The 13,530-nt window shown below is 48.2% G+C and carries 12 protein-coding genes; 8 read left to right on the plus strand and 4 right to left on the minus strand.

Annotated elements, in window-relative coordinates; all coding sequences use genetic code 11:
* Positions 1-96: 96 nt before the first annotated feature.
* Entirely contained in the window at positions 97-1,308 is a 1,212-nt protein-coding gene (locus tag G8759_RS19110; protein ID WP_167210877.1) for an ATPase, read from the plus strand.
* A gap of 60 nt (positions 1,309-1,368) precedes the next feature.
* Here the strand turns inward: G8759_RS19110 and G8759_RS19115 are convergent, their stop codons facing one another.
* On the minus strand, positions 1,369-1,617 hold the full coding sequence (locus G8759_RS19115) for a hypothetical protein (protein ID WP_167210879.1): 249 nt from the start codon (positions 1,615-1,617) through the stop codon (positions 1,369-1,371).
* 20 nt (positions 1,618-1,637) lie between these two features.
* Between G8759_RS19115 and G8759_RS19120 the strand changes: the two genes are divergently transcribed.
* The 3 genes from G8759_RS19120 (at position 1,638) to G8759_RS19130 (ending at position 4,661) form a co-directional block, all read left to right on the plus strand.
* On the plus strand, positions 1,638-2,744 hold the full coding sequence (locus G8759_RS19120; RefSeq protein ID WP_167210882.1) for a tetratricopeptide repeat protein: 1,107 nt from the start codon (positions 1,638-1,640) through the stop codon (positions 2,742-2,744).
* A gap of 81 nt (positions 2,745-2,825) precedes the next feature.
* The gene (locus G8759_RS19125) at positions 2,826-3,728 is read left to right on the plus strand and encodes a helix-turn-helix domain-containing protein (RefSeq protein WP_167210885.1); all 903 of its coding nucleotides are present in this window, start codon (positions 2,826-2,828) and stop codon (positions 3,726-3,728) included.
* Positions 3,729-3,809: 81 nt separating this feature from the next.
* Positions 3,810-4,661: an SDR family NAD(P)-dependent oxidoreductase gene (locus G8759_RS19130; protein ID WP_167210888.1), complete on the plus strand. Its 852-nt coding sequence runs from the start codon at positions 3,810-3,812 to the stop codon at positions 4,659-4,661.
* Positions 4,662-4,737: 76 nt separating this feature from the next.
* Here the strand turns inward: G8759_RS19130 and G8759_RS19135 are convergent, their stop codons facing one another.
* Both G8759_RS19135 and menD read right to left on the minus strand, forming a co-directional pair.
* On the minus strand, positions 4,738-5,211 hold the full coding sequence (locus tag G8759_RS19135; protein WP_162384307.1) for a Dps family protein: 474 nt from the start codon (positions 5,209-5,211) through the stop codon (positions 4,738-4,740).
* A 187-nt stretch (positions 5,212-5,398) separates the two neighbouring features.
* Positions 5,399-7,153, minus strand: a complete 1,755-nt coding sequence (gene menD, locus G8759_RS19140; RefSeq protein WP_167210890.1) for a 2-succinyl-5-enolpyruvyl-6-hydroxy-3-cyclohexene-1-carboxylic-acid synthase — start codon at positions 7,151-7,153, stop codon at positions 5,399-5,401.
* Between the two features lie 173 nt (positions 7,154-7,326).
* Between menD and G8759_RS19145 the strand changes: the two genes are divergently transcribed.
* From G8759_RS19145 to trmB, 3 genes are read left to right on the plus strand one after another with little or no spacing between them, the layout of a single operon-like run.
* Positions 7,327-8,268: an energy transducer TonB gene (locus G8759_RS19145; RefSeq protein ID WP_167210893.1), complete on the plus strand. Its 942-nt coding sequence runs from the start codon at positions 7,327-7,329 to the stop codon at positions 8,266-8,268.
* Positions 8,268-9,554, plus strand: coding sequence for a bifunctional folylpolyglutamate synthase/dihydrofolate synthase (locus G8759_RS19150; protein WP_167210896.1), 1,287 nt, complete (start codon positions 8,268-8,270; stop codon positions 9,552-9,554). The genes G8759_RS19145 and G8759_RS19150 overlap by 1 nt, the downstream gene beginning before the upstream one ends.
* Positions 9,555-9,556: 2 nt before the next feature.
* The gene (gene trmB / locus G8759_RS19155; protein ID WP_167210899.1) at positions 9,557-10,222 is read left to right on the plus strand and encodes a tRNA (guanosine(46)-N7)-methyltransferase TrmB; all 666 of its coding nucleotides are present in this window, start codon (positions 9,557-9,559) and stop codon (positions 10,220-10,222) included.
* A gap of 95 nt (positions 10,223-10,317) precedes the next feature.
* On the opposite strand, the gene gap is transcribed toward trmB, so the two are convergent.
* Positions 10,318-11,313, minus strand: a complete 996-nt coding sequence (gap, locus tag G8759_RS19160; RefSeq protein ID WP_167210902.1) for a type I glyceraldehyde-3-phosphate dehydrogenase — start codon at positions 11,311-11,313, stop codon at positions 10,318-10,320.
* 1,269 nt (positions 11,314-12,582) lie between these two features.
* Between gap and G8759_RS19165 the strand changes: the two genes are divergently transcribed.
* On the plus strand, positions 12,583-13,398 hold the full coding sequence (locus G8759_RS19165) for a 2,3,4,5-tetrahydropyridine-2,6-dicarboxylate N-succinyltransferase (RefSeq protein WP_167210928.1): 816 nt from the start codon (positions 12,583-12,585) through the stop codon (positions 13,396-13,398).
* The last annotated feature ends 132 nt before the right edge of the window (positions 13,399-13,530 follow it).

Here is a 13,530-nt window from a genome sequence, read left to right on the forward strand (position 1 = left end):
AGACAACAAAATCCTTCCGTGAATAGAAAACAGCGTTGAATAGACAGAAAACAGTTTGCTTTTCTTTATCTTTTTGGCATCCAAACTACATATTCTATGGGTTCGCTGTCATTTTTGTGCATTGCCACCTTTTTCAAGGGAGAGGAGTTCATGCGCACCTGCAAAGCGTTAGGCAATACGGTTTATCTGATAACCGATCAGAAATTAGCGGATAAAGACTGGCCCCGCGACGCAATCGACGAGTTTTTCTTCCTGCAATCACCCAGTAACTCCTCCGACAGTCTGGATCAGCTGATAGCGGGACTGGCGCATGTGATGCATACCCGTTCGATCGATCGGGTTGTGGCGCTGGATGACTTCGACGTGGAGAAGGGAGCACTCATTCGGGAAACGTTCAGGATTCCGGGAATGGGGCAGACAACCGCCCGGTTCTTTCGGGATAAGCTGGCGATGCGCATGCGGGCGGCCGCCGATGGTATTCGGGTCCCGGCCTTTTGTGCCCTGTTTCACGATGAGACGATTACCCGTTTCCTGCAATCGACCGAAGCGCCCTGGCTCATCAAACCCCGTTCGGAAGCGTCGGCTACCGGTATTCAGAAGGTAAATTCCCTGGACGAAGCCTGGTCGGTGCTTCACCGGCTGGGTGATCGGAGGCATGAATTCCTGATCGAACAGTTTAAGCCCGGTCGGGTCTACCACGTCGATTCGCTGTCGTACGACGGACAGGTTGTCTTCACCCGAGCCAGTAAATACCTGGCAACCCCCATGGAGGTTGCCCACGGAGGGGGCGTTTTCCGAACCATAAACATCGCCCCCGATTCGCCCGAAACAGAACCGCTGTATGCCCTGAATACCCGGGTTATGAATGCGTTTGGTATGCGGCATAGCGCGTCGCATTCAGAGTTTATTCTGGGCGACCATGATGGTGAACTGTATTTTCTGGAAACGGCCTCGCGGGTAGGCGGAGCGCACATTGCCGAGATGGTCGAAGCGGCTTCCGGCATTAACCTCTGGCGGGAATGGGCAATTCTGGAAGATGCTGTCGCGCGGGGAAAAACCTACGAGGTTCCGGCCGATCAGCCGCAGTACGCCGGTTTGATCGTCTCCCTGGCGCGGCAGCAGTGGCCTGATCAGTCGCGGTTTGCGGACCCCGAAATCTGGTGGCGCATGAACCGTGAATACCATGTAGGCCTGATCGTTCGCTCCGGGCAGCCCGCCCGTATCCAGGAATTGCTCGACGACTACATGCACCGCATTTACGCTGAATTCCATGCATCAGCCCCAGTACCCGATAAACCGACGAGTTAAGGATTCGTTTCTGGTTTTCAGTGGGGGCGTGCTGATGCCTGAGCCTGTTCAAACGTCAACCTACAAAACGCCATTCCGCTCCCCGGTGGCCTGCCAGTCGGCGTCCATCTGCTGAAACCGCTGAGCAACAGTGGCTAAAAACGTGTCGTCGAGCATCGTCGAAACGTCGTCGGTTTCGGTCAGATCCATCTCGCTGATTTTATAAGTCTGTTCATAGGGGCCTGCTTCAATCTTGACAATATATTTGCTGTTCCAGGCATAGAGGCCAATGCGGAACTGGGAATGCGGAATATCCTGAACGAAGCGCATGTGTTAACGACTTATGACGAATGAATACGGTAGACTGTAAAATAAGTACAGAATGGGCAGATGGTCGGGATCTGTCTGCAAAAATAAGGAAGGATTCCCTGCGCTTCTTTTTCTTTTTAGTAGCCAGTATCGGCTGTTCATGCTTTATACCATCGTGTACGAAGGATACCGACGAAGCAGCTCAGTTTTTTTTGCGGGGGAATGTACAACTGCAAAAGCGGGAATATCGGGAGGCCATTCGGTTTTACTCGGAAGCGCTGAATAAAAAGCCGGATTTTGCGGATGCGTTCAATAACCGGGGACTGGCCAGATTCCGGAATGACGATCGCGAAGGAGCCCTGGCCGACTATACCCGTGCCATTCAGGCCGACCCCGATTTTGCCGCAGCGTACCTGAATCGTGCAGAAGTATTGCTCGAAACGGGTGATGCGTCGGGTAGCCTGGCTGATCTGCAACGCATTGAGAAAGAATACCGCGACTCCACCAACTACCAGACCCGGCTGGGCGATGCGTATGTTCGGCTCAACAAGGCGTCACAGGCCCAGGCGGCCTATGACCGTGCCCTCCAGCTCGATGCCCGTAACAGCGAAGCACTGACCAATCGGGGTGCCTACTATTTTAGCCAGAAAGCCTACGAGCAGGCCCGTCAGGATATCGATCAGGCTTTACAACTGAATCCGAAACAGGACGCTGCGCTCAATAACCGAAGCCTGCTCCTGGCGCGGGAGGGGAAATTTACCGATGCACTGGGGTTTGTCAACCGGGCCTTGTCGGCCAAACCGAATCAACCGTATTACCTCAATAACAAGGCGTATCTGTTGCTGATGCTGAAGCGACCCACTGAAGCACTGCCGCTGGTGCAGGAATCCCTTCGACTTGATGCGTCGAATGCCTGGGCCCATCGGACGCTTGGCATCTTTTACCTGAACCAGAAACAGTCGTCGCAGGCTCTGAGCGAATTCAGGCAGGCCGAAAAACTGGATGCCTCCGTCGATCAATTGTATTATTACCTGGGAATGGCTGAATTGGCCCTCGGCAATCAGGCCGGTGCCTGCGAAGCCTGGCAACGGGGCGAATCGGCGGGTGACGAGCAGGCGCGTAGCGAACGGTCGGCGCGTTGCCGATAGGAGCAGAGGCAATGTACAAACCCGAAGCCGCAGATTCCTGCCGGTTTGTTGATAATTTATTTGAATCCTGTAACTTTGGGTATGTCAACGATCGAAACACTTGAAGACTTCTACCAGCGAAAAATGAACTGGTTACCTGATACGCTCCAGCAGGATATTGGTCATTTTAACGTATTTCGCCTGGAAGATTGCATCGGGCCCCACAGCACGCCAGTTGTTTATAGTCGCCGGGACTTTTATAAAATTACCCTGATTCGCGGCCGAAATGTCTATCATTACGCGGATAAAAGCATCGAAATCGCCGGAACAACGCTGATGTTCTTCAATCCACAGGTCCCTTATTCCTGGGAATCGCTGTCCGACGATAAAACGGGCTATTTCTGTATTTTTAAAGAAGCCTATTTTACCGAGAAGATTCGGGGCAGCCTGAACGAACTGCCGATGTTTGTTATGGGGGGAAAGCCAACGTATTTACTGGACGAGCGTCAGGATGAACACGTCAGTGGTATTTTTAAGCGGATGCTGGGGGAAATCAGTTCGGATTACCGATTCAAATACGATCTGTTGCGAAATTACGTCACAGAGCTTATCCATTATGCCCTGAAACTGGAACCATCTGAAACCCTCTACCAGCACCCGGACGCGAACTCCCGGATCACCGCCGTTTTTACCGAATTACTCGAACGGCAGTTTCCGATCGAATCACCCTCACAACGGTTCATGCTCCGATCGGCTGCCGATTATGCGCAGCGTCTGGCGGTCCACGTAAATCACCTGAACCGGGCCATCCGGGCAACCACCGGCAAAACAACCACCGAGCATATATCCGAACGGATTGTCAGTGAGGCCGGGGCGTTATTGAAGCATACGAACTGGAACATTGCCGAAATCAGTTACAGTCTGGGTTTTGAAGAACCGTCGCATTTCAACAATTTCTTCAAAAAACATACACAGCTCACCCCATCCGCATTTCGAATTGTTTGAATTTCGCAAGCATCTGCTTGACTAAGGCTATCCCATGCTTACCAGACCAGCCTACTTTTGTCCGGTCAAACGAATCAATTTATGGACAACAGAAAAGTGTGGTTTATTACCGGGGCCTCAAAAGGGCTGGGGTTGAGTCTGGTCAGGCATTTACTGGCCGCTGGCGAATTCGTAGCGGCAACATCCAGGAATCGGGATGCACTCATTCGGGCTATTGGCGCAGAAACCAACCAATTTCTTCCCATGGCCGTTGATCTGAACAATGAAGGGAGTGTTGCCGACGCCATTCAGCAAACCACAGTCCGATTTGGCCGGGTTGATGTGGTGGTCAATAATGCCGGTTATGGGATTGGAGGGAGTATTGAAGAACTGACCGATCAGGAAACACGGGAAAGTTTTGCCATCAATGTGTTCGGCATGTTGAACGTAATCCGGGCTGTATTGCCCCAGTTACGAAAGCAGCACTCGGGCCACATCATCAATATCTCATCCATTGCGGGCCTAACGGCAACTACCGGCTGGGCTATTTATGGAGCGACAAAATATGCGGTAGTGGGGCTTTCGGAAGTGTTGGCTGCTGATGTTCGTTCCTTCGGTATAAAGGTCACGGTCGTTGCGCCGGGGGCATTCAGAACCAGTTTCCTGAGTGCGGAGTCACTGGTGATCGCCAGCAATCCGATTGACGCCTATCAGGACGTTCGCGTTTCCCATGCCCGATACCGTCAGCTGGACGGTTTACAGGCCGGCGACCCGGAAAAAGCAGCGATGGCGCTGATTCAACTGGCAGCGGTACCTGATCCTCCGCTCTATCTGTTGCTGGGTTCCGACGCTTATGAGCGGGCTTTTCGAAAACTGGATAACCTGCGTGAGGAGTTTAAACGCTGGGAAGGGTTAACCCAATCGACGGATTTTGAAACAAGGGTGGGGGTGTAAAGCCAAATAACCAAGCTGCAAACCTGTTTGACGATCCCGGCCAGTCTGCGGATTGGCCGGGATCGGTTGATGGGTATTACTTGAGGTGCGCCCGAAGCATCCAGGCTATTTTTTCGTGTTTTTCCAGCAGTCCCGTCACAAAATCACCCGTCCCGGCATCCTTGTGGGCGTCCTGAAATTCATCAATATTGCCCCGGATGAATTCAATGATGCTTTCGTGGTCGTTCAACAGTTTTTTGATGAGGCTGCGGCTGTCATTACCATCCTCGTCCTGCTCCGTTAGATGTGTCAGTTGCAGGAAATTTTTTAACGTAGCGGGGGCATAATGACCTAACTGCCGGATCCGTTCGGCCACATCGTCGACGATCTCAGCCGATTGCTGGTAGAGTTCTTCAAAGTAGAGGTGAACCGAATGAAAGTCCATCCCTTCCAGATTCCAGTGGGCGTTGAGGGTTTTGGTGTACAGGACAAACTCATCGGCCAGGAGTTTGGCTAATTGATGGGCAACTACTTCCCGATTTTCCGGAGAAATACCAATGTTTGTTTTCATGGGCAACGATACTGTTTTAGCGTGTTTGTAGTGAATCGGTTTAGCCCATAAACTTACTGCATTTATTAGCTAATTCGTACTGGTAGTGCCAATACAACGTGTTTTTCCAGTGCATCATGAAACCAGACTCACTATCGACTGATTGAAAAACCATATTTTTTTGCAAAAAATCACCAAACAACTATAACTATAGTTGTAGTTTTAATCCCAGTTCACCAATAGCTGATTTATAGGCTAAAAACTGATCCTGATTCGTATGCTTATCCGTTGAAATCTCCAGCAGTTTTGCCTGTGGACTGCTGGCAAAAAAATCGGGTAGGAGGGATCGCAATTCGTCCAGGGTAGTGCAGATCTGATATGAAATCCGGGCATCGTCTGCGGTATTTCGGGCCGTGTACCCGTGGGGCGTTTCAAAATACGTTTCCAGCTCCGGTTGTCGGCTGGGTCCGTCGATGATCCGGAAAATATGCCCGCTATCGTTATTCAGGAGCACAATTCGCAGATTAGGCGGCACGGGAGCCGACCATAGGGCGTTTCGATCATAAAAAAAGGCAACATCGCCAACTAGCAGCGTAACGATCCGGTCCGTCATCAGGGCGGCACCGACTGCCGTACTAAGGCAGCCGTCGATACCACTGACTCCCCGATTGGCCGAAACCTGAATCTGCAAGGACTGATCGACTCCGCAGAGATTGGCGTAGCGTACGGGCATACTGTTGGCCAGATGCAGGATCGATTGGGCGGGTAACTGGTCCAGCACAGTCTGTACCGCCGACCAGTCCGTGAGTTGGGCATCCGAACCGGCAATGGTTTGGTAAACAAGACGGGTAGCCTGTCGATCGGCGGTTTGCCACTGGTTCAGAAATTCATGCGAGGCATCGTCTTCATCGCCCTGCAAAAAACGCTGAAAATCCAGGTCCGCCACTAATTTCTGTAAAAAAGGGAGAGGTTCTGCGGGGATAAGGGTTGTCAGGCTTTGAAACGAATCGTTGATGCGATCGACGGTTGGTTGAATGTGCCAGTGGCGATGCGCTGGAAACCGGCGGAAAAATGTTTTCAGATTCCGGGTCAGGAACGAATTACCCAGGGTGATGAGCAGATCCGGTCGAAGCGATTCGCCCAATGCGTCGTCCAGTCCCGACAGGAACGTATCCGAATGCGTAATGAACAGGCCATTGCGGGCTGTGTTACTGACAATCTCGCCAACAATGGGTACGCCCATCTCCTCGCTGATTTGTTGCAGGCAGGTCAGCAAATCCGGATCATACGGAAGCTGTCCTACAGCCAGCAGTATTCGTTCATTGCGTTCCCATTCGTTGAGTAACTCATGCCAGACTTCGGGTGGCAATGTTGGTTGAGCAGGGAGGGAATCGATGAGTCGTACCTTTTCGTACTGGTAGCGTTCATCGGCCGTTGGATAAAACGGTTCACGAAGCGGCACATTGATATGAACGGGCCCCGATGGAGCCAGCCGACAAAGGTTGACGGCTTCATTGAGGGATCGCTCTATAAACCATCGGGCATCGGGATGGCTATAATCGGCGGGGAGATCATAACTACGTTTTACGTGCGATCCGAACAGATTAACCTGATCGATCGTCTGCCCATCCTGCTGGTGCAGCCATTCGTGGGGCCGGTCAGCCGTCAGGAGCAGGAGTGGAATCCGTTGAAAATAAGCCTCCACCACGGCTGGTGCCAGGTTGTAGACCGCACTGCCCGATGTGCAGATGATCGCCACCGGGTTTCGGCTTTGCTGGGCCATCCCCAGGGCGACAAAGCCCGCTGACCGCTCGTCGGCCATCACGCGGACCCGTAGCCGGGGATGCCGGGCAACGGCCAGCGTCAGCGGTGCCGACCGGGAACCTGGCGACACCACTACATCCGTAATACCTTTCTGGCTGAGCAGTTCGGCAATGTTCACAATGGGTTGAAGAACTGGCATACGAGTAAGATCTGAACGTTCGGGCTGCAAACATAACCATTGAATCGGGACTCATCCGGCCATCTGTCGCAGATTTTACGTTACTTTGTTTAGAAGACACTGGCTGATCGGTACCCTGGATAAACGAAGCAGTCAATGTCTGCGTTATAGTCTACGAAAATCATCCCTACCTCATGAACCGTATAACATTCGACAACGAGGGCGAAATTCGGGTAAAGTCACTGGCGGGTGCCGTTATTATCAATGTACTGCTGGTGGCTATCTTATTACTCGTTCACCTGTCACAAACGATCCCGAATCCGCCCCCGATTCAATTCGTGGAGGTCAACTTTGGCACTGACTCCAGAGGGAGCGGTCGCATTCAGACCTATAACAAGGCCTCTGACTCGCCCAATCCTGAGAACGTAAAAGCGGCCGAAAAAAGGCCGAACCCGAAAGTGAACACGACTCCCCGGCTGGAAAAGAGCCGCCCAACGCCAGTCCCCAAAGTTGAGGAGGCCAAACCGGCTAAAACAGCCTCCGAAAAGCCAATCATTGCGAGTAAAACTGAGAGCCCCGTTACAACACCCGAACGACCCGAGCCCAAACGGGTTGAAACCTCGAAAGCGGCTCCCGTTGAAAAGCCTGCCCCCCCGGCACCGCCCAAAAAGGTAGAGACCGTCAATAACGATGCCCTGTTCAAAAAATCATCGGGTGGGGGGGGCTCGAATGGTACGGTTGGGAAAGCCTCCGGAACCGGTGGGAATAATAATGGCGATGACGCGAGTGGGGTTGGGGATAAAGGGAATCCGAATGGTAAGATTGATGCCAAAAGCCTGTATGGTACCCCTGGAGGAGCCGCTACCGGTGTGGCATTCGATGTGTCGGGTTGGTCAATGGCCAGCCGTCCGGCGGTGAATGATGACTCCGATGAGACAGGGAAGATTATTTTCAAAATCACTGTGGATGGCGATGGCGAAATTATACGGGTACAGCAACAGCAGTCTACTGTGAGCCCCGCTGTAGCGGAGCAGTATCGGAAAGCTGTACAACGGTTGAGGCTAAAGCCGAAAGGGGGCTCTACTCCGCCCACCTCTACCGGGACCATAACATTCATTATTAAGGCAAAAGATTAATGCAGTACCAGGAAGCACTCGACTATCTATACAGTCGGCTCCCCGTTTTTCACCGGATTGGCCCCATAGCACTCAAACCTGGCCTGGACAATACCCTAAGGCTATGTGAAGCGTTGGGCAATCCGCAACACCAGTTCAGGAGTATTCACGTAGCCGGAACGAATGGCAAAGGCAGTACCTCGCACATGCTGGCGGCCATCTACCAATCGGCGGGCTACCGGGTTGGTTTATATACATCGCCCCATTTAAAATCATTCACCGAGCGTATCCGTCTCGATGGACAGCCCATTGCTGAGGACGAAGTGGCTTTGTTTGTGACCACCCACCAGTCATTAATCGAATCCATCGAGCCATCGTTTTTTGAGGTGACGGTTGCCATGGCCTTCGACTACTTCGCGCGTCAGCAGCCCGACGTTGCCATTATTGAGGTAGGACTGGGCGGTCGTCTGGATTCGACGAACGTGATTACTCCCTTAGCATCCGTCATTACGAACATTGGCCTTGATCATACAGACATTCTGGGGGATACACTCCCAAAAATTGCCCGTGAAAAAGCCGGTATTACTAAAGCGGGTATACCGTTGATCATCGGAGAGACCCAGTCAGAAACGACACCTGTATTTACCGAAATTGCTAATCAACTAAAGGCACCTATTGTCTTTGCCGATCAGCTGTATACGGTTGCCGATGCTGGCCTGTCGGACGGGGTGAGGAATATCCGGGTCCAATCCGGCGACGGAGAAACTCTGTCCTATACGCTGGATTTAACGGGCGGTTATCAGCTGCTTAATGTAGCGACGGCTCTGGCGACAGTTCAGGCCCTACAATCGATTCTACCCGTATCCACGGAGTCCATTCAAACCGGTCTACAAGCGGTTGTGCCGTTAACCGGTCTGAATGGTCGCTTTCAAACCCTTCATCAACAGCCACGGGTTATTGTCGATACGGCCCATAATAAACCCGGTCTGGAGGCATTGTTTACAACGATACAATCGATTCCGTTTGCCTCGTTGCGGCTTGTCATCGGGCTGGTTGCCGATAAAGACCGCACCGCTGTTCTGCTTAGTCTGCCCGAATCGGCCATCTATTACTTTTGTCAGGCGGATTCACCCCGTTCCTTACCAGCTGCTACTCTTCAGGCCGAAGCGGCTTCGCTGGGGCGCATGGGTACCACTTACCCGGATGTAAACAGGGCGCTGGCAGCCGCTTTACAACAAGCAACACCCGACGACCTGATCCTCGTTACGGGTAGTAATTATCACATTGCTGAATTAATCAAATTATAACAGTGACTCGTCGTAAACATCATTTCTTTCTGCAAAATGCAGAAAGCGAAAACGTTATTGAAGTTGGTAAACCCCTCTATAAAACGATCAAAGGGCGCTGGCGACAGGACTATTTTATAAATGACAGGCCAATTGTACTGGAGTTGGCCTGTGGGAAAGGGGAGTATACAATTGGATTAGCCCAGGCGTTCCCGGATACCAATTTTATCGGTGTCGATATAAAAGGGGATCGCATTGCCAGAGGCTCCAAAATAGCACAGACGCTTGGTTTAACGAACGTGGCTTTTCTGCGAACGGATATAAATTACCTTCAGGAATTTTTCGAAGAAGGGGAGGTCAATGAAATCTGGATCACCTTTCCGGACCCCCAGCCCCGGCCAAAACAGGACAAACATCGACTGACTCATCCTCGTTTTTTAGCGATCTATAAACAGCTACTTATCAGGGGTGGGACGATGCATTTAAAAACAGATAGCCCTGATTTATTTGCTTACAGTGTTGAGCAGATTAAACAATTTGGATGCAATGATTTACAATTGACAACTGACTTGTACCAGTCACCCTTAAACAAAATACACCTGGGAATAAAGACTAAGTACGAACAATTGTTTTTTGATAAAGGATTTACAATTAACTATTTACAATGTAAAATGGGTGTAATTTTGTAAATCACACCCATTTGTAAATTAGATTTAATATTGTTAATTAATGAATTTAATTCTACGATTGTAAATAGTATTCAATTTAATTAACATTTGTACTACTACTTAAACAACTTTGTAATTAAGTCAGCCACACGGCTTGAGTAACCAAACTCATTGTCGTACCAGCCAACAACTTTGGCCAGATTTCCATTGGTGGCTGTCAGTTTCGAATCGAAGATGCAGGAATGTGGATTGCCTACGATGTCAATCGATACGATTTCATCCACATTGTATTCCAGATAGCCTTTCAGGGTTGTTTCTGATGCTTCTTTGATTGCGTTATTGATTTCTTCTACAGTGACGTCACGCTTCAGAATGACCGTTAGATCGGTGAGCGAACCATCTGGTGTTGGTACACGCAGGGCGTTACCATCTAATTTCCCTTTTAATTGAGGCAAAACCAGACCTACCGCTTTGGCGGCACCCGTTGAGGTTGGAACGATCGATAAGGCCGCTGCCCGTGCCCGGCGCAGATCGGAGTGAGGAGCGTCCTGAAGATTCTGATCTGCCGTGTAAGCGTGGATGGTTGTCATGTACCCTTTTTCGATACCAAAAACATCATCCAGAACTTTTGCCATTGGAGCCAGGCAATTGGTCGTGCAGGAAGCGTTCGAAACGATCGTTTCTTCGCCAGTTAGTGTATCGTCATTAACGCCTAATACGACAGTAGGAATATTACCTTTAGCAGGTGCCGAAATAACTACTTTCTTAGCGCCTGCTGTCAGGTGTTGACCAGCCCCGGCTTCATCGACAAAACGCCCGGTTGATTCAAGAACGACATCAATGTTTAGTTCTTTCCAGGGAAGATTTTTAGGATCACGCTCTGCATAGGCATGAATGCGTGTTCCATTGACGGTAATACTATCTTTATCGGATTGTACAGTTCCTGAAAACCTACCGTGAACGGAATCATATTTTAACAGGTGTGCTAATGTTTCGTTATCTGTCAGGTCATTGATAGCAATAACCTCAATGTTTTCCTTGGCAAGTAATTGTCTGAACGAAAGACGACCGATTCGACCGAAGCCATTGATGGCAACGCGTATTTTTTCCATGAACTAAAAATAGGTTTGTTTTCGGCTCAAATATACGTATTAAAAAGGACGCTATAAAAAAACCTATTTTTAGTATATAGGAAGTATATTAGCAAAAATTAGAACTAATATTAGTATTTAAAGAGGATTTTTAGCATAAAACTATGAATTTACTAAAAATATGTTAGCATTTAAATAGATTTTGCTAATATAATTAGTATTTTATTTAGTATTTACTAAAGTTTTTACTATTGAAATTACTAAATAGGGTAGGGGTAATGTGTTTGCTAAAATCTTAAAATTTATTCTCTTTTTCATAAGGATTTATTTCTTTTTAATTCTTTAGTTATATCCAATAGAATCTTCTACTTACTAGCCTTTTCAATCAGAGGATCATACCCTTAGCCTCTTTTTTTTTCAATTGATATCAGTTCAGTTATAATACAAATATTTTCACCCAACTACATTATTTCCTTCGTATAAACGAGTTAATTGACCCATTAGCTATTAACCAAGACATTAGACTAGTAATACTAACATTATCTTTATTGCTGTAACTACTATTCATTAAAGCATTCTTTTTTAGTACATCCCTTACCCATTTACTTGCATCTAATCACTATTATTGGTAGTTTAATTGTTTTACAACTCTTGATTAAATTAGCATTGATCGTATTCCATAAGATGTTTATGTCTAACTCATCCGTGCGATATTCCCTTATTCTCAACTTTTTTCATCAGCCCCAAATGAGGATCGAGTGAGGGCTTTCGACCACATAGTCCCTTTACGAAAACGCCTTTCTCAAATTTGATCATCCTGACTATCGTCGTGACTAAACCCACTCTTCCCCTTATAACTATTTTCTATGGGTGGGTCTGACTCAATCTGGTTTATCGATGATTTATTAAATCTGCTTATAGCATAGGTCAGGAGCCAATGAGTATCCTTCGTTGATGTATCAGCCTGGATCTGGCTGTCAACTATTTTTACTTTGCTCCTTTACACCCATAATTACACAAACAACTTTCCTATGCATCTGGCATCATTTATGCTCTTAAGTTACACAGGACGGTCTTGTTAATAGCTCAATGCTTACGCACGTTCTGCATCGCTTTTGAAAAAATAATTGCCTATATTTAAACTATACGCGTTGAATCCTTATCTTTGAACCAAAAGAAAAAAGGGGTAGTATAATATTTATCAAATACAAAATTAAATTCTGTGCAAAAAATTATAATATTGATTATCAGATACTTATGAGCTTATATATAAACTTTTTCTTTACTTAAATGAATACCGAAATCGAGGCTATCTGGGCAAACAGAGATCTTTTAGCAGATCCTAATTCTATCCAGACGATCAAAAACGTAATTAATCAATTAGATAGGGGAGACCTCCGTGTAGCAAATCCCCCCGCCCATGAAAATGAAGACTGGACGGTGAACGAATGGGTAAAAAAAGCCATACTGCTCTATTTTATCAGTCAGCAGATGAAAGCCGAGGAGGTCGGTATTTTTTCATTTCATGACAAGATCCCATTAAAAAGTAATTTCGCCGACGCTAAAGTACGTGTCGTTCCGCCAGCGGTAGCACGATACGGATCCTATCAGGCACCCGGCGTAATCCTTATGCCATCCTATGTTAATATTGGCGCTTACGTCGATGAACGAACCATGGTCGATACCTGGGCAACAGTAGGAAGCTGCGCCCAGATCGGGAAAGATGTTCACCTCAGTGGCGGAGTCGGTATAGGGGGCGTACTGGAGCCACCCCAGGCAGCTCCGGTTATTATTGAGGATGGCGCATTTGTCGGCTCACGTTGTATTGTGGTAGAAGGTGCACGCATTGGGAAGCGGGCTGTCTTAGGAGCCGGCGTTACCATCACGGGTTCGTCAAAAATAATTGACGTGACGGGTACTAAACCAGTCGAATACAGAGGATACGTTCCTGCTAACTCTGTCGTTATCCCAGGAAGTTATGCTAAACAATTCCCGGCAGGTGAATTTCATGTTCCCTGTGCCATCATCATTGGACAGCGAAAAGAATCCACTGATTTGAAAACGTCGTTGAATGATGCACTCCGCGAGAATAATGTGTCAGTTTAACATTTCACTAGTTTACATTATATCAGATTACTATTTACATTAACCATTTACAACAATACCACAATTACTTATGTTAATTGTGGTATTGTAAATTTACATTTAAATTATTTATCCCTATATTTACTTTTATAT

This window comes from Spirosoma aureum (genome assembly GCF_011604685.1).
GTDB classification, from domain to species: Bacteria; Bacteroidota; Bacteroidia; order Cytophagales; family Spirosomataceae; genus Spirosoma; species Spirosoma aureum.

Excerpts from the sequence above, each read along its gene's own strand:
- gap (WP_167210902.1), bottom strand. The coding sequence starts at position 11,313 with ATGGAAAAAATACGCGTTGCCATCAATGGCTTCGGTCGAATCGGTCGT.
- G8759_RS19150 (WP_167210896.1), top strand. The coding sequence starts at position 8,268 with ATGCAGTACCAGGAAGCACTCGACTATCTATACAGTCGGCTCCCCGTT.
- G8759_RS19120 (WP_167210882.1), top strand. The coding sequence starts at position 1,638 with ATGAATACGGTAGACTGTAAAATAAGTACAGAATGGGCAGATGGTCGG.
- G8759_RS19135 (WP_162384307.1), bottom strand. The coding sequence starts at position 5,211 with ATGAAAACAAACATTGGTATTTCTCCGGAAAATCGGGAAGTAGTTGCC.
- G8759_RS19145 (WP_167210893.1), top strand. The coding sequence starts at position 7,327 with ATGAACCGTATAACATTCGACAACGAGGGCGAAATTCGGGTAAAGTCA.
- G8759_RS19110 (WP_167210877.1), top strand. The coding sequence starts at position 97 with ATGGGTTCGCTGTCATTTTTGTGCATTGCCACCTTTTTCAAGGGAGAG.
- menD (WP_167210890.1), bottom strand. The coding sequence starts at position 7,153 with ATGCCAGTTCTTCAACCCATTGTGAACATTGCCGAACTGCTCAGCCAG.
- G8759_RS19165 (WP_167210928.1), top strand. The coding sequence starts at position 12,583 with ATGAATACCGAAATCGAGGCTATCTGGGCAAACAGAGATCTTTTAGCA.
- G8759_RS19115 (WP_167210879.1), bottom strand. The coding sequence starts at position 1,617 with ATGCGCTTCGTTCAGGATATTCCGCATTCCCAGTTCCGCATTGGCCTC.
- G8759_RS19130 (WP_167210888.1), top strand. The coding sequence starts at position 3,810 with ATGGACAACAGAAAAGTGTGGTTTATTACCGGGGCCTCAAAAGGGCTG.
- G8759_RS19125 (WP_167210885.1), top strand. The coding sequence starts at position 2,826 with ATGTCAACGATCGAAACACTTGAAGACTTCTACCAGCGAAAAATGAAC.